The 18,686-nt window shown below is 73.7% G+C and carries 15 protein-coding genes; 10 read left to right on the top strand and 5 right to left on the bottom strand.

Features of this window, described 5'->3' with window-relative positions; translation table 11 throughout:
* Positions 1-23: 23 nt before the first annotated feature.
* The 4 genes from AC07DA_RS17480 (at position 24) to AC07DA_RS17465 (ending at position 4,100) form a co-directional block, all read left to right on the top strand.
* Positions 24-542: a MarR family winged helix-turn-helix transcriptional regulator gene (locus AC07DA_RS17480; RefSeq protein WP_479129035.1), complete on the top strand. Its 519-nt coding sequence runs from the start codon at positions 24-26 to the stop codon at positions 540-542.
* A 104-nt stretch (positions 543-646) separates the two neighbouring features.
* The gene (locus tag AC07DA_RS17475) at positions 647-1,993 is read left to right on the top strand and encodes an MFS transporter (protein ID WP_479129034.1); all 1,347 of its coding nucleotides are present in this window, start codon (positions 647-649) and stop codon (positions 1,991-1,993) included.
* Positions 1,990-3,360 (top strand): alpha/beta hydrolase family protein, encoded by a 1,371-nt coding sequence (locus AC07DA_RS17470; protein ID WP_479129033.1) that lies wholly within the window; start codon positions 1,990-1,992, stop codon positions 3,358-3,360. Before AC07DA_RS17475 ends, AC07DA_RS17470 begins: the two co-directional genes overlap by 4 nt.
* On the top strand, positions 3,357-4,100 hold the full coding sequence (locus AC07DA_RS17465; RefSeq protein ID WP_479129032.1) for an IclR family transcriptional regulator: 744 nt from the start codon (positions 3,357-3,359) through the stop codon (positions 4,098-4,100). Before AC07DA_RS17470 ends, AC07DA_RS17465 begins: the two co-directional genes overlap by 4 nt.
* Here AC07DA_RS17465 and AC07DA_RS17460 read toward each other — a convergent pair.
* The 4 genes from AC07DA_RS17460 to AC07DA_RS17445 form a co-directional block, all read right to left on the bottom strand.
* Positions 4,074-4,949: an oxygenase MpaB family protein gene (locus AC07DA_RS17460; protein WP_479129031.1), complete on the bottom strand. Its 876-nt coding sequence runs from the start codon at positions 4,947-4,949 to the stop codon at positions 4,074-4,076. The two genes, AC07DA_RS17465 and AC07DA_RS17460, sit on opposite strands and share 27 nt — an antisense overlap.
* Before the next feature lie 72 nt (positions 4,950-5,021).
* Positions 5,022-5,903: an SDR family oxidoreductase gene (locus AC07DA_RS17455; protein ID WP_479129030.1), complete on the bottom strand. Its 882-nt coding sequence runs from the start codon at positions 5,901-5,903 to the stop codon at positions 5,022-5,024.
* A gap of 37 nt (positions 5,904-5,940) precedes the next feature.
* Positions 5,941-7,560: a phytoene desaturase family protein gene (locus tag AC07DA_RS17450; RefSeq protein ID WP_479129029.1), complete on the bottom strand. Its 1,620-nt coding sequence runs from the start codon at positions 7,558-7,560 to the stop codon at positions 5,941-5,943.
* Complete coding sequence (locus AC07DA_RS17445; protein ID WP_479129028.1) at positions 7,553-8,065, bottom strand: SRPBCC family protein; 513 nt, start codon at positions 8,063-8,065, stop codon at positions 7,553-7,555. The genes AC07DA_RS17450 and AC07DA_RS17445 overlap by 8 nt, the downstream gene beginning before the upstream one ends.
* A 405-nt stretch (positions 8,066-8,470) precedes the next feature.
* On the opposite strand from AC07DA_RS17445, the gene AC07DA_RS17440 reads away from it, so the two are divergent.
* Complete coding sequence (locus AC07DA_RS17440; RefSeq protein ID WP_479129027.1) at positions 8,471-9,868, top strand: glycoside hydrolase family 16 protein; 1,398 nt, start codon at positions 8,471-8,473, stop codon at positions 9,866-9,868.
* Between the two features lie 51 nt (positions 9,869-9,919).
* On the opposite strand, the gene AC07DA_RS17435 is transcribed toward AC07DA_RS17440, so the two are convergent.
* Positions 9,920-10,807 (bottom strand): helix-turn-helix domain-containing protein, encoded by an 888-nt coding sequence (locus tag AC07DA_RS17435; protein ID WP_479129026.1) that lies wholly within the window; start codon positions 10,805-10,807, stop codon positions 9,920-9,922.
* A gap of 135 nt (positions 10,808-10,942) precedes the next feature.
* Between AC07DA_RS17435 and tkt the strand changes: the two genes are divergently transcribed.
* The 5 genes from tkt to pgi are packed head-to-tail and all read left to right on the top strand — an operon-like array spanning position 10,943 to position 18,685.
* A complete protein-coding gene (tkt, locus tag AC07DA_RS17430) occupies positions 10,943-13,018 on the top strand; it encodes a transketolase (protein WP_479129025.1) in 2,076 nt (691 codons plus the stop codon).
* Between the two features lie 19 nt (positions 13,019-13,037).
* Positions 13,038-14,183, top strand: a complete 1,146-nt coding sequence (gene tal, locus AC07DA_RS17425; RefSeq protein WP_479129024.1) for a transaldolase — start codon at positions 13,038-13,040, stop codon at positions 14,181-14,183.
* Positions 14,180-16,096: a glucose-6-phosphate dehydrogenase gene (zwf, locus tag AC07DA_RS17420; protein ID WP_479129023.1), complete on the top strand. Its 1,917-nt coding sequence runs from the start codon at positions 14,180-14,182 to the stop codon at positions 16,094-16,096. Before tal ends, zwf begins: the two co-directional genes overlap by 4 nt.
* The gene (gene opcA / locus AC07DA_RS17415; protein WP_479129022.1) at positions 16,093-17,028 is read left to right on the top strand and encodes a glucose-6-phosphate dehydrogenase assembly protein OpcA; all 936 of its coding nucleotides are present in this window, start codon (positions 16,093-16,095) and stop codon (positions 17,026-17,028) included. The genes zwf and opcA overlap by 4 nt, the downstream gene beginning before the upstream one ends.
* Complete coding sequence (gene pgi / locus AC07DA_RS17410) at positions 17,021-18,685, top strand: glucose-6-phosphate isomerase (RefSeq protein WP_479129021.1); 1,665 nt, start codon at positions 17,021-17,023, stop codon at positions 18,683-18,685. Before opcA ends, pgi begins: the two co-directional genes overlap by 8 nt.
* The last annotated feature ends 1 nt before the right edge of the window (position 18,686 follow it).

Raw genomic sequence — 18,686 nt, 5'->3', positions numbered from 1 at the left:
TTGTTGTGATCCACGGGTGCGGGATGCTGGAATCTCCTGGACGCACCGAGCACAGGGAGCCCGCCATCACACGCCAGAACACCACCCCGAAGCCCATCGACGCCGACGAGCCGTGGATGCGAGGGCTGCACGCCGACACGGGTTACCTGCTGTACCGCCTGGGCCTGCGCTCGGGGCAGCTGTTCAACGCCTGCCTGCAGGAGTCGGGGCTGCGCCTGCGCCACTACGCGGTGCTGCGCTTCCTCGCCACGACCGAGGGCGCCCTCCAGCGCGAGCTGAGCACCCGGCTCGGCTACGACCCGAGCGCGATCGTCGGCCTGGTCGACGACCTCGAGAAGCTCGGCTTCGCCGAGCGCCGCCCCTCCCCCGACGACCGCCGCGGCCGGATCGTGGTCCTGACCGGGGCCGGCCGCGCCTTCCTGCGCGACACCGACGAGGCCGGGCTGCGCGTGACCGGCGAACTGCTGGCCCCGCTGGACCCCGCCGAGCGCGCGACGCTGCACGCGCTGCTGCTGCGGATCGCCGAGGACGGCCTGACCTGACAGCCCGGACCGCCGGCCAACTGATGTTGTGCAAATGATTGACGGCTGCACGGCAGATGCATAACTTCACGGACCAACCGCGCCCCGTCCCCAGGGAGCCCACCGTGCAGCCATCCCCGCCAGCCACCCAACCCGCCCCGGATCCCCGCCAGTTGCGCCGCGTGGCCGTGTCCGGCCTGCTGGGCACGACCGTCGAGTTCTACGACTTCCTCGTCTACGGCACGGTCGCCGCGCTCGTCTTCGGCGACCTGTTCTTCCCGCGGGCCGATCCCGCGGTCGGCACGATCGCGGCCTTCGGCACCTTCGCCGCGGGCTACCTCGCCCGCCCCCTCGGCGGCATCGTCTTCGGGCACTTCGGCGACCGGCTCGGCCGCAAGTCGATGATGCTGCTCACCATGGTGCTGATGGGGACGGGCAGTTTCCTCATCGGCCTGCTGCCGACCTACGACGCGATCGGCGTCTGGGCGCCGGTGCTGCTGGTCGCCCTGCGCGTGGTGCAGGGCCTCGCGATCGGGGGCGAGTGGGGCGGCGCCATGCTGATGGTCGTCGAGCACGCCGAGCGCACCCAGGGCTCCCGGCGCGGCCTGTGGTCCAGCTTCACGCAGCTCGGCGCCCCGCTCGGGTCCGTCCTGTCGGCGGGAGTCGTCACGCTCGTCGCCTCCCTGCCGGACGAGCAGTTCCGCTCCTGGGGCTGGCGGGTGCCGTTCCTGCTGAGCATCGTGCTGCTGGCCGTCGGGCTGTTCGTGCGGCTGAGGGTCGCCGAGAGCCCGCTGTTCGCGCAGGTGCGCGGGGAGCCGGTGGACCGGCCGCCGCTCCTGGAGGTGCTGCGCCGCCCCAAGCCCGTGCTGCTGGCCGCCTGCGTGGGCATCGGCGCGTTCACCGCTCAGTCGCTGCTGACCAGCTTCATGATCTCCTACGCCGTCGACCAGGGGTACACCCGCCCGCAGGTGCTGACCGCGGTGACCGTCGCCTCCTGCGTGGCCCTCGCCGTGCTGCCCGCCGCGTCCGCGCTGTCGGACCGGGTCGGCCGCCGGCCCGTCGTCCTGGCCGGTGCCCTCGCCTCGGCCGCGCTCGCCTTCCCCGTGCTGGCGCTGGTCGACTCCGGCTCGCCCGGACTGCTGGTCCTCGCGCTCGCGCTCGGCCACGGCGTCGCCCAGTCGACGATGTACGGGCCGCTGGGCGCCCTGCTCAGCGAGATGTTCGGCACCCGCGTCCGCTACACCGGCGCCTCCCTCGGCTACCAGGGGGCGACCCTGATCGGCGCCGGGTTCTCCCCGCTGATCGCCGGTAGCCTCGTCGCCTCCGCCGGCGGCGGCAGCACCCCGGTGTCGCTGCTGCTGTGCGCGGGCGCGGCGATCACCGCCCTCACCGTGTGGCGGCTGCGCGAGACCCACACGGACGCGCTGGACTCCCCCGCCACCGCCCCCGCCCTGGAAGGGACCCCCCGTTGAGGATCCGCCTCGCCCTGCTGACCGCCTGCCTGTCCCTGGCGGCGACCGCCCTGCCCGCGCGGGCCGCGGCCTCCGGCACCCACCTGGAGGGCCGGCTGCCCTCCGGCGCCGCGTACGTGATGGACGTCCCGGCGTCCTGGAACGGCACGGTGCTGCTCTACAGCCACGGCTACACCCCGGCGGGTGCCCCCAACCCGGCCCAGAACACGCCCGGTTCGGCCGTGGCTGACACCCTGCTGGCCGAGGGGTACGCGCTCATCGGCTCCTCCTACGCGACCACCGGCTGGGCCGTCACCGAGGCCGTGCCCGACCAGCTGGCCACGCTGGATCTGTTCACGGACCGGTTCGGCCCGGCGCGCCGGTCCCTCGCCTGGGGCACCTCGTACGGCGGCTTCGTCACCAGCGTGCTCGCCGAGCGGCACGCCGGCCGGTTCGACGGCTCGCTGTCGATGTGCGGGCTGGTGCAGGGCGGGGTGGCCAACTGGAACAGCACCCTGGACCCGGTGTTCGCGCTGCGCACGCTGCTCGCGCCCGGCTCCGGCGTCCGGCTCGCGGGTTTCGCGGACCAGGCGGAGGCGGCCGCCGCGGCCACGTCGCTCACCGCCAGGACCGACGCCGCCCAGCGCACTCCGGGTGGCCGGGCCCGCATCGCCCTCGCCGCCGCCCTGCACGGCATCCCCGGGCACAACGACCCCGCGCAGCCGGTGCCCGGCCCCACCGACTGGCAGGCGCGGCAGGCCAACCAGTACGCCGCCGTGCGGGGGCTGCTCCAGCTGCCCGCGTTCGGCTGGCGGCAGGAGGCCGAGGCCCGGGCGGGCGGCAACCCGTCCTGGAACACCGGCGTCGACTACACCGCCCTGCTGGCCCGGTCGCCGCTGTACAAAGGGGTGAGCGAGCTGTACAAGGAGGCGGGACTGTCCTTGCGCACCGACCTGAAGGCCCTGGAGCGGGCTCCCCGGATCTCCGCCGACCCGCCGGCGGTGCGGTGGATGCGGCACACCAGCGTGCTCTCGGGCCGGCTCAGCGACCCGCAGCTGAACATCCACACAACCGGTGACGCGCTGATCCCGGTGCACGCCCAGAGCGCCCACCGGCGGGCCGCCGGCGCGGCGGGCTCCGCGCACCTGCTCCGGCAGGCGTACGTCGACGGCCCGGGCCACTGCACGTTCACCACCGGTGAGACGCTGGCCGCCCTGCGCACCCTGGAACACCGCCTGGACACCGGCCGCTGGGACGCCTCGCCCGGCGCCCTCAACTCCCGCGCGCGCCAGGAGGATCCGGCAGCCCGGCCCCGCTACCTGGCGCACCGCCCGGCCGCCTACCCCCGCCCCTACGACCTCGCCCACCCGGGAGACGCCCGGCCATGACCGCCCCCACCGCGTCCGACCGGCTGCTGTCCGTGCTCGCGGCCTTCGACCACGAGCACCCGGCCCTGTGCCTGACGGACATCAGCCGGCGGGCCGGACTGAGCCTGACCACCACGCACCGGCTGGTCGGGGCGCTCACCGGGTGGGGCGCCCTGGAGCGGGACGAGACCGGCGTCTACCACGTGGGCCTGCGGCTGTGGGAGCTCGCTGCGCTGGCCCCGCGCGGACTCGCCCTGCGGCAAGTCGCCCTGCCGTACCTGGAGGACCTGTACGAGGCGACGCACGAGAACGTGCAACTGGCCGTGCGCGACGGGCGGGACGTCGTCTACACCGAGTGGCTGTCGGGGCGGTCGGCGGTCGGGGTGCACATCCGCGTCGGCGCCCGCTGGCCCCTGCACGCCACCGGCGTCGGACTCGCCCTGCTGGCCCACGGCGGCCCGGAGCTCCAGGACGCGTACTGCGCGGGCGAGCTCGCCTCCTTCACGCCGTACACGATCACCGACCCGGCGCGGCTGCGGCGGGTGCTCGCCGAGGTGCGGCGGTCGGGTGTCGCCGTGAGCGACCGTCAGGTCACCGAGGACGCCCTGTCGGTGGCCGCCCCGGTGCGGGGCGCGGACGGTACGGTCACCGCCGCCGTGTCCGTCGTCGTGCCCCACGCGCACGCCCAGGTGCCGGTGCTGGCCCCGGCGGTGCGGCTGGCGGCGCGGGGGATCTCACGTGCGCTGGGGTGGCGGCCCTGACGCCTCCCGGCCCGGGGTCATCGCCCAGCGGATGGCCCGGGTCAGCGCCTGCCCGGTGGGCCGGACGGCGAGGGACTCGACGAGCGGCACCCGGGGCAGCCACAGCATGCCGCGCGCCCAGGGCGGCAGGAGGGTGACGGCGTTGGCGGCCAGGCCGCCGTAGAAGGGCCGCGCCGCCAGGGGCAGGGGCGGCTGGAAGAGCAGGAAGCGGGCGGCCGCCCGGGCCTCGGGCGTGGCCCGCAGTTCGGGCCGGTAGGCGGTCAGCCGCTGGGCCAGCTCACGGCGGTCGCGCGGCGGGTCCTCGGCGCCCAGGGCCTCGGCGACGCGGGCGGTGTCGGCGACGTAGGCGTCATAGCCGGCGTCGTCCAGGGGACGGGCCCCGTAGCGTGCGTGGGCGCGCAGGAAGCTGTCGGTCTCGGCGGCGTGCACCCAGGCGAGCAGGTGCGGGTCGGCCGCGTGGTACGGCTCTCCCCCGGCGGTCGTGCCGCGGACCCGCTCGTGGATGCCGCGGACCTGGTCGACCGCCCGCCGGGCGTCCTCGGCGGTGCCGTAGGTCGTCACGGCCAGGAAGGTGCTGGTGCGCTGCAGGCGGCCCCACGGGTCGCCGCGGTAGCCGGAGTGGCCGGCGACCGCCGCCATGGCGAGGGGGTGCAGGGACTGCAGCAGCAGCGCCGTCAGCCCGCCGATGAACATGGAGGCGTCGCCGTGGACCGTGCGGATCGGTCGCTCGGGCCCGAACCAGCGCGGCCCGGGCGTGTGGTGGATGCGGGCACGCGTCTCGGGCCCGCCGGGTCCCGCGACGCGGCGGAACAGGGCCTGGCCCAGCTGTTCTCGGACTCCGGTCAGCACGGTCGGCTCCCTTCCCCTGCCGACCAGTGTCCGTCATGCGCCCGCGGACGCGGGCCGGGCGGTCCGCCGGTGTCAGGGCCGGGGCCTGACCGCCTCGCTGTCGGCCCGGCCGCCCGCGCCGAGCAGGCCGGTGCGGCGGACCGGGCCGGCGGCCTCCAGGCGGGGCAGTGCCCGGCGGGCCACGCGCAGCACCACGGGCGGCAGGGCCGAGCGCACCGGCTGTGTCAGCCGCAGCCAGGAGGGGACGTACACCGCCGTGCGGCGGCGTTCCAGGCACCTGACCAGGCGGGCGGCGACCACGTCCACGGGGTACACGCGGCGGGCCGGCGGCGGCATGCGGGCGCGCAGTTCCCGCAGCACGTCGTAGCGGTCGGCGTCGCGGATCATGTCGGTGTCGGTCCAGTTGATGTAGGCGATGCCGAGGCCGACGCCCCGGTGCGCCACTTCCGCCCGGAGGGAGTGCGCGAAGGCCTCCACGCCGGCCTTGGAGGCGCAGTAGGCGCTCATCAGCGGGGCGGCGCCGATGGACGCCAGGGAGGCGACCTGGAGGAAGTAGCCCGCGGTGCCGATCAGGTCCGGCAGGAACGTCCGGGCCGTGTGGGCGCTGCCGGTGAGGTTGACGTCGATCACCCGCCGCCACAGGTCCGGGTCGGTGTCCAGGAAGGCGCCGCCCTCGGCGACACCGGCGTTCGCCACCACCGCCGAGGGGCGGCCGAGACCGTCGCGCACGGTGCGGGCCGCCGCCTGGAGGGCGGGGAGATCGGTGACGTCGGTCTCCACGGCCAGCGCGGGGCCGGGCAGGGACGCGGCGAGCGCCTCCAGCGCGGCCTTCTCGTGCCCGAGCAGCGCCACGCGGGCGCCGCGCCGGGCGGTCTCCCGGGCCAGTGCGGCACCCACGCCGCGGGCGGCTCCGGTGATGACGACCGTGCGGTCGGCGAGCGGACTGCTGCGCATGGGCCGCCCTTCCTTCCCACTCGTGGGATCACGCGGTTCAGCGCCTGGTGCCGGTGCGGTCGCGGCGGGCCAGCAGCCGTTGCGCTCCGGCGAGGCCGGGCGGCAGGTTGCGGCGCAGTGCGGCCCGGGCGGCGTTGGACCCGGGCGCGCCGTGCACCCCGCCGCCCGGGTGGGCTCCCGAGGAGGCGAGGTACAGGCCGCGCACCGGGGTCTCCGGACGGCCGGTGCCGGGCAGGGGGCGGAAGACGAGCTGCTGGTGCATCGCGGTCGTGCCGCCGTTGATGGCGCCGCCCGCGAGATTGGCGTCCATGGCCTGGAGGGTGGGCGGCGCCAGGACGCGGCGGGCCCGGATCCGGTCGCGGAAGCCCGGCGCGAACCGTTCCACCTGGCGTTCGACCCGGTCGGCCATGAGCTCCTGGTCCTTGGCGGACCAGTCGCCGGTGATGCCCTCGTCGCCCGCGTCGGCCCGGATCTCGTGCGGGATGTGGGTGTAGGCCCAGGCCGCTTCGGTGCCCTGCGGGGAGCGGCCGGCGTCGGAGGTGGTCATCTGGCCGAAGATCAGGAACGGGCGGTCCGGGACCTGCCGCATGGCGATCTGGGCGGCGAAGCGGGTGAGCTCGTCCATGCCGTCGGCCAGGTGCACCGTCCCGGCCCCGGACGCCTGCTCGGCCCGCCAGGGCACCGGGCCGTCCAGCGCCCAGTCGACCTTGAAGGTGGCGAAGTCCCACTGGAAGCGCCGCAGGTCGTCCAGGACCTGCGCGGGCAGGTGCTCGGGCTCGACGAGCTCGCCGTACAGCGCGGGCACCGAGACGTCGGCGAGCACCGCCCGGCGTGCGGGCACCGCGTCACCGGCCGCCGTGCGCACGCCCACCGCCCGCCCGCCGCGGACCACGACCCGCTGGACGCGCTGCCCGCAGCGCACCCGGCCGCCCCGGCTCTCCAGACGGCGCACCAGGGCCGAGGTCAGCGCCCCGGAGCCACCGGCCGGGACGGGGAATCCGTACGTCTGCCCCAGCATGGCCATCAGCCAGCCGAAGCCGCCGCTGCCCGACGACTCGGGGGCCAGGTCGGCGTGCAGGGCGTTGCCGGCCAGCAGCAGCCGGCCGCCCTGGCCGCGGAACTCCTCCTCGCCCAGGCGGCGCACCGGCAGCACCAGGGAGCGGGCCATGCGCAGGCCGCCCGCCGCGTGCAGCCGCCGCGCCAGCCGGGCCGTCGCGCGCACCGGCGGGAAGGGCGTGAACAGGGCGTCCAGCAGGTCGGGGCGCAGGCTGTCCCAGACCTCGTGCAGCCGCCGCCAGGCGTCGCCGTCGGCCGGGTCGAAGGTGTCGAGGGAGGCGGCGGTGGCGCCGACGTCCCGGTGCAGGACGGCGCAGCTGCCGTCGGTGAGGGGGTGGGCCAGCACGCTGGGCGCGTGGCTCCAGGCCAGTCCGTGGTCCTGCAGGCGCAGGCCGGCCAGGACGGGCGAGGCGGCGGCGAGGGGGTAGAAGGAGCTGAACAGGTCGTTGACGAACGCGGGGTCCACGCCCCGGTCGTGGCGCACCGCGCCGCCCGGTTCGGGCTGCTCCTCCAGCACCTCCACGCTCCACCCGGCGTCCGCCAGGAGGTTCGCGGCCACCAGGCCGTTGGGTCCCGCGCCGATCACCACGGCGTCAGGCATGGCGGGGCCCGTCCACGTCGGACACGGTGACCTGGCCGAGGGAGCGGCGTCCGCCCGCGGCGTTGCCCACACCGGCCTCGTCCTCGCACAGACGGGCCAGCCGGGCCAGCATGGCGCGGTGGCGCAGCTGGATCAGCGCCTCGAAGCCGACGTTGTGCAGCCGGCCGCCCGCCCCGCGCAGGGGGTGCTCGTCGACGATGACCAGGCAGTCCTCGCCCCAGGGCCGCAGCTCGATGGCGATGCGCGCGGTGCCGAGCGGCCCGGCGTGGGCCTCCAGCTCCAGCCGGCGGCCCTCCTCGCAGTGCCGGACGGTCGTCTCGTTGTCCAGCTGGACGGGACCGAGCCGGACCCGGTAGCGGATCGCGGCGTCCTTGCGCGGCCAGTGCCCGCGCACCGGGTGGGACTCGGAGGTCCCCACCACCCACTCCCCGTAGCGGTTGCCGTCGGCGAGGACGTCCCACACCGCGCTCGGCGGGACTCGGATCAGGTGATGGCGTACGGCCACGGATACCTCCTGCTGCCTCGACCGGGTGGTGCGTGCCGAGTGCCCCGCCGAGCCCGTTTCACAACCCGGGGGCAGCCGTCGCGGCCCGGCGGGGGGCGAACCCTGCGAGGTGCTCGACGGGGGGAGAGCGGGATGGCGCGGTCGGACAGGGCGCGGCGGTGGGCACGCTGGCCGGCGGCGCACCGGTCGCGGCAGCACGGAGGGACGACGCGGTGGTCCGCGGACCCGGCCGGTGCGGGCGACGAGGAACGCCTCCGGCCGACTCGCGGTCCTCGCCGTTCGGGCTCTGCAACCAGCGGCCGTCCGCGCACTTTTCTTGGTTCATCCCTTGACGACCCGTCCGCGGGGGAGCACATTGGCGGCACTTTGAGAGCGCTCTCATCCCCTTCCCCGAGAGGCCCCCACATGAGCGACACCTCAAGCACCCCCCGCAGACCGCGCCCCTTCCGCCGGGCGTGCGTCGCCGTCGTCAGCGCGCTCGGTCTCGCGGCGGCCGCCGCCGCGGTCGCCACCCCGTCGGCCAGCGCCTCGGCCCCGCCGCCCCCCTCGGGCTGGACGCAGGTGTTCCTCGACGACTTCAACGGTCCGGCCGGCAGCGGTGTCAACACCGCCAACTGGCAGTACGCCACCGGCAAGGGCTACCCGGGCGGCCCCGCCAACTGGGGCACCGGCGAGATCGAGACGATGACGAGCAGCACCGACAACGTCTCCCTCGACGGCAACGGCAACCTGCGCATCACGCCCCGCCGGGACGCCGCCGGCAACTGGACCTCCGGCCGCATCGAGACCAACCGCACCGACTTCCAGCCCCCGGCCGGCGGCAAACTCCGCGTCGAGTCGCGCATCCAGGTGCCGAACGTCACCGGAGCCGCCGCCAGGGGCTACTGGCCGGCGTTCTGGATGCTCGGCGCGCCCTACCGCGGCAACTACTGGAACTGGCCGGCGGTCGGCGAGCTGGACATCATGGAGAACACCCAGGGCATGAACACGGTGTTCGCCACGATGCACTGCGGCACCTCGCCGGGCGGGCCCTGCAACGAGACCAGCGGCATCGGCGGGTCGACCACCTGTCAGGGCACCACCTGCCAGGCCGGCTTCCACACGTACCGGATGGAGTGGGACCGCTCGACCAGCGTCGAGGAGATCCGCTTCTACCTCGACGGCGTCAACTTCCACACGGTGCGCGCCCATCAGGTCGACGCCACGACCTGGCGGAACGCCACCGACCACGGCTTCTTCATCATCCTCAACGTGGCGATGGGCGGCGGCTTCCCCGACGCGTTCGGCGGCGGCCCGGACGCGGGCACCCAGCCCGGCCACGCGATGGTCGTCGACTACGTGCAGGTGCTGTCCTCGGGCGGCGGTGGCACCACACCGCCGCCCACCGGCGACCGTGACGCCTACGGCACCATCCAGGCCGAGTCCTTCGACGCCCAGTCCGGCGCCATGACCGAGACGACCACCGACTCCGGCGGCGGCCGGAACGTCGGGGCGCTGGCCAACGGCGACTGGCTGCAGTTCAAGGGCGTGAACTTCGGCTCCACCCCGGCCCGGCAGTTCAGCGCCAGGGTCGCCAGCGGCGCCGCGAACGGCGTCAGCGGGCTGGTCGAGGTGCGGCTGGACAGCCGGAGCAACGCGCCGGTCGGGAGTTTCGCGGTGGGCAACACCGGCGGCTGGCAGTCCTGGCGGACGATTCCCGCCAACATCAGCTCCGTGACGGGCACGCACGACGTCTATCTGACCTTCACCAGCGGTCAGCCGGCGGACTTCGTGAACGTCAACTGGTTCGCCTTCGGGCGCTGACCCGACCCGGCAAGGGGCCCCACGCGCGCGTGGGGCCCCTTCTCGCTGCCCTCAGCGCAGCTCCGCGCGGAACGCCGCCGGGGTCTGGTCCGTGTGCTGGTGGAAGAACTTGGAGAAGTTCGCGGCGTCCGGGAAGCCGACCGCCGCGCCCACCCGCCCGATCGGCAGGTCGGTGTGGGCGAGGAGGCGTTTGGCCTCCAGGACCACGCGCCTGTCGATGAAGGACTTGGGCGTCTCGCCGGTGGCGGCACGGACCGCGCGGACCAGCGTGCGGCGGGAGTAACCGAGCGCGTCGGCGTAGGCGCTGACGCTGTGGTTGGTGGCGAAGTCCCGCTCCACGGCGTCCCGGAAGAGGGTGAAGGTGGAGTCGGTCCGCTGCCGCTGCGCCTCGGCGGAACTGGCCGCCAGGTGCGCGAGGCGCAGCAGGAACGCCGTCAGGGTGTGGCGCAGGACGGCGGTGTGCAGGCTCAGCGGCAGGGTGGCCGTGTCCTCGTACTCGCGCCGCAACTGGTCGAGCGCGGCGCGCAGTCCGGCGAGCCGGGCGGGGTCGGGGCGCAGCAGCGGCGGCAGGTCGTAGCGGTAGAGGCCGGTGGCCTCCACGGTCGAGCGGGGCAGGAAGCCCGGCTGCATGGTGAGCACCGTTCCGCGGTACTCGCTGGTGCGCGAGAAGCGGTGGACCTGCCCGGGGCGGATCCACAGCAGGTCCCCGGCGCCGGCCTCGTACTCGGTGAAGTCCACCATGTGCCGGACCGGGCCCTCGCCGAACAGCATCACGACGTGGAAGTCGATGCGGTGCACGCGCTCCAGCGGCGCGTCGGCGTGCCAGGTGCGGCCGGTGCCCATCGGGCCGATCTGCATGCCGACGCCGCCGACGCTCAGCTCGACCGGGAAGGGGAACGTTCTGATCCCGTCGCCGCCTTGGATGCTTCTGTCCGCCATGTCCGCCTCGTGCCGCCCGTCGGTGTCCCACTTTCACCACAGGCTGGCACACGAGGACCTTCCGCCGAAAAAGTCAGACTTTTAGTTTTGAACGCGTCAGACCAGCCCCTTAGCTCCTATCGAGGTTTCTTGAAGATGAGCACGCAGACAGCGGACGGCTTCGCATGGACCGATCTCGACCGGCGTGCCGTCGACACCGCCCGCCTCCTGGCGGCCGACGCCGTCCAGCGGGTCGGCAACGGCCACCCGGGCACCGCGATGAGCCTGGCGCCGGCCGCCTACACGCTCTTCCAGAAGGTGATGCGGCACGACCCCGCCGACCCGGAGTGGGCGGGCCGTGACCGTTTCGTCCTCTCCCCCGGCCACACCTCGCTGACCCTCTACACGCAGCTGTACCTCGCGGGGTACGAGCTGGGGCTGGACGACCTGAAGGCGTTCCGCACGCACGGCTCGAAGACGCCCGGGCACCCCGAGTACGGCCACACGGCCGGCGTGGAGACCACCACCGGCCCGCTGGGCCAGGGCGTCGCCAACGCGGTCGGCATGGCGATGGCCGCCCGCTACGAGCGCGGCCTGTTCGACCCGGAGGCACCCGAGGGCGAGTCGCCCTTCGACCACACGATCTGGGCGATCGTCTCCGACGGCGACCTCCAGGAGGGCGTCTCCGCCGAGGCCTCCTCGCTGGCCGGCCACCAAAGGCTCGGCAACCTGGTCTTCCTCTACGACGACAACCACATCTCCATCGAGGGCGACACCGCGACCGCGTTCTCCGAGGACGTCCTCAAGCGGTACGAGGCCTACGGCTGGCACGTGCAGCGGATCGAGCCGCGCGAGGACGGCGACATCGACGTGCGCGCGCTGTACGCGGCGCTGCGGGCGGCGCAGGCCGTCACCGATCGCCCCTCGATCATCGCGATGCGCACGATCATCGCCTGGCCCGCCCCCAACGCGCGGAACACCGAGGCCTCCCACGGGTCGGCGCTCGGCGCGGAGGAGGTCGCCGCCACCAAGCGCGTCCTCGGCTTCGACCCGGAGCGGTCCTTCGAGGTCGCCAACGAGGTACTGGCCCACACCCGCAAGGCCCTGGACCGGGGCGCCGAGGCGCACGCCGCCTGGGACAAGGGGATCGCCGCCTGGCGCGCCGGGAACCCCGGGCGGGCCGCGACCTTCGACCGCGTCAGCAAGGGCGAACTGCCCGAGGGCTGGGAGGACGCCCTGCCGGTGTTCGAGCCGGGCAAGGCGGTCGCCACGCGTGCCGCGTCCGGCAAGGTGCTCCAGGCGCTCGGCGCGGTCGTGCCCGAGCTGTGGGGCGGCTCGGCCGACCTCGCCGGTTCGAACAACACCACCATCGACCCGACGTCGTCCTTCCTGCCGAAGGGCAATCCGCTGCCGGGGGCCGACCCCTACGGCCGCACGATCCACTTCGGCATCCGCGAGTTCTCCATGGCCGCGGAGATGAACGGCATCGCCCTGAACGGCAACACGCGGATCTACGGCGGCACCTTCCTGGTCTTCTCCGACTACATGCGCAACGCCGTCCGCATGTCGGCCCTGATGCAGCTGCCGGTGACGTACGTGTGGACGCACGACTCCATCGGCCTCGGCGAGGACGGCCCGACCCACCAGCCGGTGGAGCACCTGGCCGCGCTGCGCGCCATCCCCGGCCTGAACGTCGTACGGCCCGCCGACGCCAACGAGACCGCGGTGGTCTGGGCGGAGATCCTGCGCCGCCACACCACCGACCCGGCCCCGCACGGCCTCGCCCTCACCCGCCAGGGCGTGCCCGCCTACGAGCCGAACCCCGACGCGGCGCGCGGCGGCTACGTCCTCGCCGGCTCCTCCACCGAGGTGCCGGACGTGGTCATCGTCGCCACCGGCTCCGAGGTGCAGCTCGCCGTCGCCGCGCGTGAGGCGCTGGAGGCCGACGGGATCGGTACGCGGGTGGTGTCGATGCCGTCGGTGGAGTGGTTCGAGCAGCAGCCGCGCGCCTACCGCGAGAGCGTGCTGCCGCCGGCCGTGAAGGCCCGGGTCGCGGTCGAGGCCGGGATCGGCCTGACCTGGCACCGGTTCGTGGGGGACGCGGGACGCATCGTCTCCCTGGAGCACTTCGGCGCCTCCGCCGACGCCGGGACCCTGTTCGCCGAGTACGGCTTCACCCCCGAGAACGTCGTGGCGGCCGCCCGGGAATCCCTCGCCGCCGCACGCGGTTGATCCGACCGCACGAAGGAAGATGATCACTGTGACCGAAGCAACCGCGAGCGCGGGAGCACTCAAGCGCCTGTCCGACGAGGGCGTGTCGATCTGGCTGGACGACCTGTCCCGCCGGCGGATCGAGTCCGGCGACCTGGCCGGACTCGTACGGACCAAGGGCGTCGTCGGCGTCACCACCAACCCGTCGATCTTCCAGGCCGCCATCGGCGCCGGCGACGGTTACGAGGAGCAGCTCGCCGATCTGGCCGTGCGGGGCGTGACCGCCGACGAGGCCGTGCGGATGATGACGACCGCCGACGTGCGGGCCGCCGCCGACGTGCTGCGGCCGGTGTACGAGGCGACGGGCGGCCGGGACGGCCGGGTCTCCATCGAGGTCGACCCCCGGCTGGCCCACGACACCGCCGCGACCGTCGCCGAGGCCCGTCAGCTGGCCTGGCTGGTGGACCGTCCCAACGTGATGATCAAGATCCCGGCGACGCGGGCGGGCCTGCCCGCGATCACCGAGGTGATCGGCGCGGGTATCAGTGTCAACGTGACCCTGATCTTCTCCCTGGAGCGCTACCGCGAGGTGATGGACGCCTACCTCGCCGGCCTGGAGCGGGCCCGGGCGGCGGGCCTGGACCTGTCGGCCATCCACTCGGTGGCGTCCTTCTTCGTCTCCCGGGTCGACGCCGAGGTCGACAAGCGGCTGACCCTGCTGGGCACGGACGAGGCGCTCGCCCTGAAGGGCCGGGCGGCCCTGGCCAACGCCCGGCTCGCCTACGAGGCGTACGAGCAGGTCTTCGCCGGGCCGCGCTGGCAGGTCCTGGCGGAAGCCGGGGCGAACCGGCAGCGCCCCCTTTGGGCCTCCACCGGTGTGAAGGACCCCTCCTACGTGGACACCCTGTACGTGGACGGACTGGTCGCGCCCGGCACGGTCAACACCATGCCGGAGGCCACGCTGGAGGCCGTCGCCGACCACGGCGACGTCCGGGGCGACACGGTCACCGGCGGTTACGACCGGGCCCGGGCGGACCTGGCGGCCGTCGAGCGGCTCGGCATCGCATACGACGAGGTGGTGCGGCAACTGGAGGACGAGGGAGTGGCCAAGTTCGAGGTGGCCTGGCAGGACCTGCTGGACGCGGTCACCAAGTCCTTGAACAGCAAGGGAGTTGACGCGGAATGAGCGAGGGCATCCCCCAGACGGCCGAGCAGGAGACGAAGGGGACCAAGGAGGACAAGGAGGCCCGGGCGGCCCAGGAGGCGGCCGGTGTCGAGCAGACCGGGGTCGACGGCGCGACCGAACCCGGCGGAGGCGGGCGGGCCGGAGAGGGCGGCACGCCTGGAGGCCGGGCGGCCGGGATCGACGGCACGACCCAGTCGGCCGCAGACCGGCAGACCGGCGAGGGCGCCACGGCCGGGACCGCCGCAGACCGGCAGACCGACCACGACGGCACGGCCGGGACCGCCGCAGACCGGCAGTCCGACCACGACGGCACGGCCGGGACCGCCGCAAGCCGGCGGGCCGGTGACGGCGGGACGACGGAGGCCGCCGGGCGCGCGTACCGTGCCGACACCGACTTCACCAACCCGCTGCGCGACGCGCAGGACCGCCGGCTGCCCAGGATCGCGGGCCCGTCCGGGCTGGTCATCTTCGGCGTGACCGGCGACCTGTCCCGCAAGAAGCTGATGCCGGCCGTGTACGACCTGGCCAACCGGGGTCTGCTGCCGCCGGGCTTCTCGCTGGTGGGCTTCGCCCGCCGGGACTGGGAGGACCAGGACTTCGCGCAGGTCGTGCACGACGCGGTGCGCGAGCACGCCCGGACCCCGTTCCGCGAGGAGGTCTGGCAGCAGCTCGCCGAGGGCATGCGCTTCATCCCGGGCGACTTCGACGACGACGACGCGTTCGAGCAGCTGCGCTCCGCCGTGGAGGAGCTGGACGCCTCCCGGGGCACCAGCGGCAACTACGCGTTCTACCTCTCGGTGCCGCCGAAGTTCTTCCCGAAGGTCGTCCAGCAGCTGAAGAAGCACAAGCTGGCCGACGCCCCGGAGGGCTCCTGGCGCCGCGCGGTCATCGAGAAGCCGTTCGGGCACGACCTGCGGTCGGCCGAGGAGCTCAACCGGATCGTGCACGAGGTGTTCGACCCGGAGCAGGTCTTCCGCATCGACCACTACCTGGGCAAGGAGACGGTCCAGAACCTCCTGGCCCTGCGGTTCGCCAACCAGATGTTCGAACCGATCTGGAACCGGTCCTTCGTCGACCACGTGCAGATCACCATGGCCGAGGACATCGGCATCGGCGGCCGGGCCGGCTACTACGACGGCATCGGCGCCGCCCGCGACGTCATCCAGAACCACCTGCTGCAGCTGATGGCGCTCACCGCGATGGAGGAGCCCGCCGCCTTCGACGCCCCCTCGCTGCTCACCGAGAAGCTGAAGGTCCTCAAGGCCGTACGGCTGCCGCAGGACCTCGGGCAGGGCACCGTGCGCGGCCAGTACGTGGCCGCGTGGCAGGGCGGCGCGAAGGTGCGCGGCTACCTGGAGGAGGAGGGCATCGACCCCGACTCCACGACCGACACCTACGCCGCGATCCGGCTCCAGGTGGACAACCGCCGCTGGGCCGGCGTGCCGTTCTACCTGCGCACCGGCAAGCGGCTGGGCCGCCGGGTGACGGAGATCGCGGTCGTCTTCCAGCGGGCCCCGCACTCCCCCTTCGACTCCACCGCCACCGAGGAGCTCGGCGCGAACGCGATCGTCATCCGCGTCCAGCCGGACGAGGGCATGACGGTCCGCTTCGGTTCCAAGGTGCCGGGCACGTCGATGGAGATCCGGGACGTGACGATGGACTTCGCCTACGGCGAGTCGTTCACCGAATCGAGCCCCGAGGCGTACGAACGGCTGATCCTGGACGTCCTCCTGGGCGACGCCAACCTGTTCCCGCGTCACCAGGAAGTGGAAGAGTCCTGGAAGATCCTCGACCCGATCGAGCAGTACTGGGCCACGCACGGCCGGCCCGCGCAGTACGCCGCGGGCAGCTGGGGACCCGCGGAAGCCGACGAGATGCTCGCACGAGACGGACGGAGCTGGCGCAGGCCATGAAGATCGACCTGACCGACACCACGGCAAGCAAGATCAACAAGGCGCTGGTGCAGGGCCGCCGCGCCATCGGCACCCCCGCCGTGGGCATGGTCCTGACGATGGTGATCGTCACGGACGAGGAGAACGCCTACGACGCGATCAAGGCCGCCGAGGAGGCCTCGCACGAGCACCCCTCGCGCACCCTGGTCGTCATCAAGCGGCACGCCCGCACCCCGCGCGACCGCCAGTCCTCCCGGCTGGACGCCGAGGTCCGGGTGGGCGCCGACGCGGGCACCGGGGAGACGGTGATCCTGCGGACCTACGGCGAGGTGTCCGACCACGCCGACTCGGTCGTGCTGCCCCTGCTGCTGCCGGACGCGCCGGTGGTGGTGTGGTGGCCGGTGGACGCCCCGGACGTGCCCTCCAAGGACCCGCTCGGCGCGCTGGCCCAGCGGCGGATCACCGACCTGTACGCCGTCGAGGACCCGCTGGGCACCCTGGACAGGCGGGTCCGCTCCTACGCGCCCGGTGACACGGACCTGGCCTGGACCCGGCTGACGCCCTGGCGTTCGATGCTGGCGGCCGCGCTGGACCAGGCCCGGGCGAAGGTGACCTCGGCGGCCGTGGAGGCCGAGGCCGAGAACCCGGCCGCCGAGCTGCTGGCCCGCTGGCTGGAGGCCCGGCTGCACGTGCGGGTCGACCGTGTGGTCACCGCCGGGCCGGTGGTGACGGCCGTGCGCCTGGGCACCGAGAACGGCGAGATCGTCATCGACCGCCCCGAGGGACCACTGGCCACGCTGAGCCTGCCGGGCCAGCCGTCCCGGACCCTCGCCCTGAAGGTCCGTGCCACCTCCGAACTCATCGCCGAGGAGCTGCGGCGCCTCGACGCGGACGAGATGTACGCCATCGCCCTGAACGGCGAGGCAACCGAGGAGACCCCCGCTCATGTCTGACTCCCCCGCCGGCTCGCCCCGGCTCACCCGGCGGCCCGAGTGGGCCGCCCTGGAGGACCACCGCGCCGACGCGCTGCCGCGGCCGAACCTGCGCGAGCTGTTCGAGGCGGACCCGGGCCGCGCCGAACGCTACGTCGTGCACGTCGGCGACCTGCGCATCGACTACTCCAAGCACCTGGTCACCGACGAGACGCTGGCCCTGCTGCGGGAGCTGGCTGCCGCCACCGACGTGTTCGGGCTGCGGGACGCCATGTTCCGCGGCGAGCGCATCAACACCACCGAGAACCGGGCCGTGCTGCACACCGCGCTGCGCGCCCCGCGGGACGCGGTGATCGAGGTCGACGGGGAGAACGTCGTCCCGGGCGTGCACGCCGTGCTCGACAGGATGGCCGCCTTCGCGGACCGGGTCCGCTCCGGCGAGTGGACCGGCCACACCGGCAAGCGCATCCGCAACGTCGTCAACATCGGCATCGGCGGCTCCGACCTGGGGCCCGCGATGGCCTACGAGGCGCTGCGCGCCTTCACCGACCGCTCGCTGACGTTCCGCTTCGTGTCGAACGTGGACGGCTCGGACCTGCACGAGGCGATCCGCGACCTCGACCCGGCCGAGACGCTGTTCATCGTCGCCTCCAAGACCTTCACCACCATCGAGACGATCACCAACGCGACCTCGGCGCGCTCCTGGCTGCTGGAGGGGCTCGGGGGCGACGAGAAGGCGGTCGCCCGGCACTTCGTGGCGCTGTCGACCAACGCCGGGAAGGTCACCGGGTTCGGCATCGACGTCGACAACATGTTCGAGTTCTGGGACTGGGTCGGCGGCCGCTACTCGTACGACTCCGCCATCGGCCTGTCCCTGATGATCGCCATCGGCCCGGACCGCTTCCGGGAGATGCTCGACGGCTTCCGCATCGTCGACGAGCACTTCCGCAACGCCCCCGCCGAGGCCAACGCCCCGCTGATCATGGGCCTGCTGGGCATCTGGTACGGCAACTTCCACGACGCCCAGTCGCACGCCGTGCTGCCCTACAGCCACTACCTGTCCAAGTTCACCGCCTACCTCCAGCAGCTCGACATGGAGTCCAACGGCAAGTCGGTGGACCGCGACGGCAACCCGGTGAAGTGGCAGACGGGCCCTGTGGTCTGGGGCACGCCCGGCACCAACGGGCAGCACGCCTACTACCAGTTGATCCACCAGGGCACCAAGCTCATCCCGGCCGACCTGATCGGCTTCGCCCGCCCCGTCGCCGAGCTGAGCGACGAACTGAAGGCGCAGCACGACCTGTTGATGGCGAACCTGTTCGCACAGGGCCAGGCGCTCGCCTTCGGCAAGACCGCCGACGAGGTGCGCGCGGAGGGCGTGCCCGAGGAGCAGGTGCCGCACCGCACGTTCCGGGGCAACCACCCGACCACCACGATCCTGGCCACCGAGCTGACCCCGTCGGTCCTCGGCCAGCTGGTCGCCCTCTACGAGCACAAGGTGTTCGTGCAGGGCGCCGTGTGGCACATCGACTCCTTCGACCAGTGGGGCGTCGAACTCGGCAAGGTCCTCGCCAAACGCGTCGAACCCGCCCTGACCGAGGGGGCGGACGTCCCCGGTCTCGACCCGTCCACGGCCGCGCTGGTGGCCGCCTACCGCAATCTTCGGGAAGTGAACTGAC

This window comes from Streptomyces sp. NPDC044921, from assembly GCF_056432865.1.
Note: the sequence above shows the minus strand (reverse complement) of the source record. Positions and strands in the feature narration are given on the sequence as shown.

What these genes read in the sequence shown, in the direction of transcription:
- AC07DA_RS17480 (WP_479129035.1), top strand. Translation starts at nt 24, where the DNA reads ATGCTGGAATCTCCTGGACGCACCGAGCACAGGGAGCCCGCCATCACA.
- AC07DA_RS17465 (WP_479129032.1), top strand. Translation starts at nt 3,357, where the DNA reads ATGACCGCCCCCACCGCGTCCGACCGGCTGCTGTCCGTGCTCGCGGCC.
- AC07DA_RS17455 (WP_479129030.1), bottom strand. Translation starts at nt 5,903, where the DNA reads ATGCGCAGCAGTCCGCTCGCCGACCGCACGGTCGTCATCACCGGAGCC.
- AC07DA_RS17450 (WP_479129029.1), bottom strand. Translation starts at nt 7,560, where the DNA reads ATGCCTGACGCCGTGGTGATCGGCGCGGGACCCAACGGCCTGGTGGCC.
- AC07DA_RS17440 (WP_479129027.1), top strand. Translation starts at nt 8,471, where the DNA reads ATGAGCGACACCTCAAGCACCCCCCGCAGACCGCGCCCCTTCCGCCGG.
- AC07DA_RS17435 (WP_479129026.1), bottom strand. Translation starts at nt 10,807, where the DNA reads ATGGCGGACAGAAGCATCCAAGGCGGCGACGGGATCAGAACGTTCCCC.
- tkt (WP_479129025.1), top strand. Translation starts at nt 10,943, where the DNA reads ATGAGCACGCAGACAGCGGACGGCTTCGCATGGACCGATCTCGACCGG.
- tal (WP_479129024.1), top strand. Translation starts at nt 13,038, where the DNA reads ATGATCACTGTGACCGAAGCAACCGCGAGCGCGGGAGCACTCAAGCGC.
- zwf (WP_479129023.1), top strand. Translation starts at nt 14,180, where the DNA reads ATGAGCGAGGGCATCCCCCAGACGGCCGAGCAGGAGACGAAGGGGACC.
- opcA (WP_479129022.1), top strand. Translation starts at nt 16,093, where the DNA reads ATGAAGATCGACCTGACCGACACCACGGCAAGCAAGATCAACAAGGCG.
- pgi (WP_479129021.1), top strand. Translation starts at nt 17,021, where the DNA reads ATGTCTGACTCCCCCGCCGGCTCGCCCCGGCTCACCCGGCGGCCCGAG.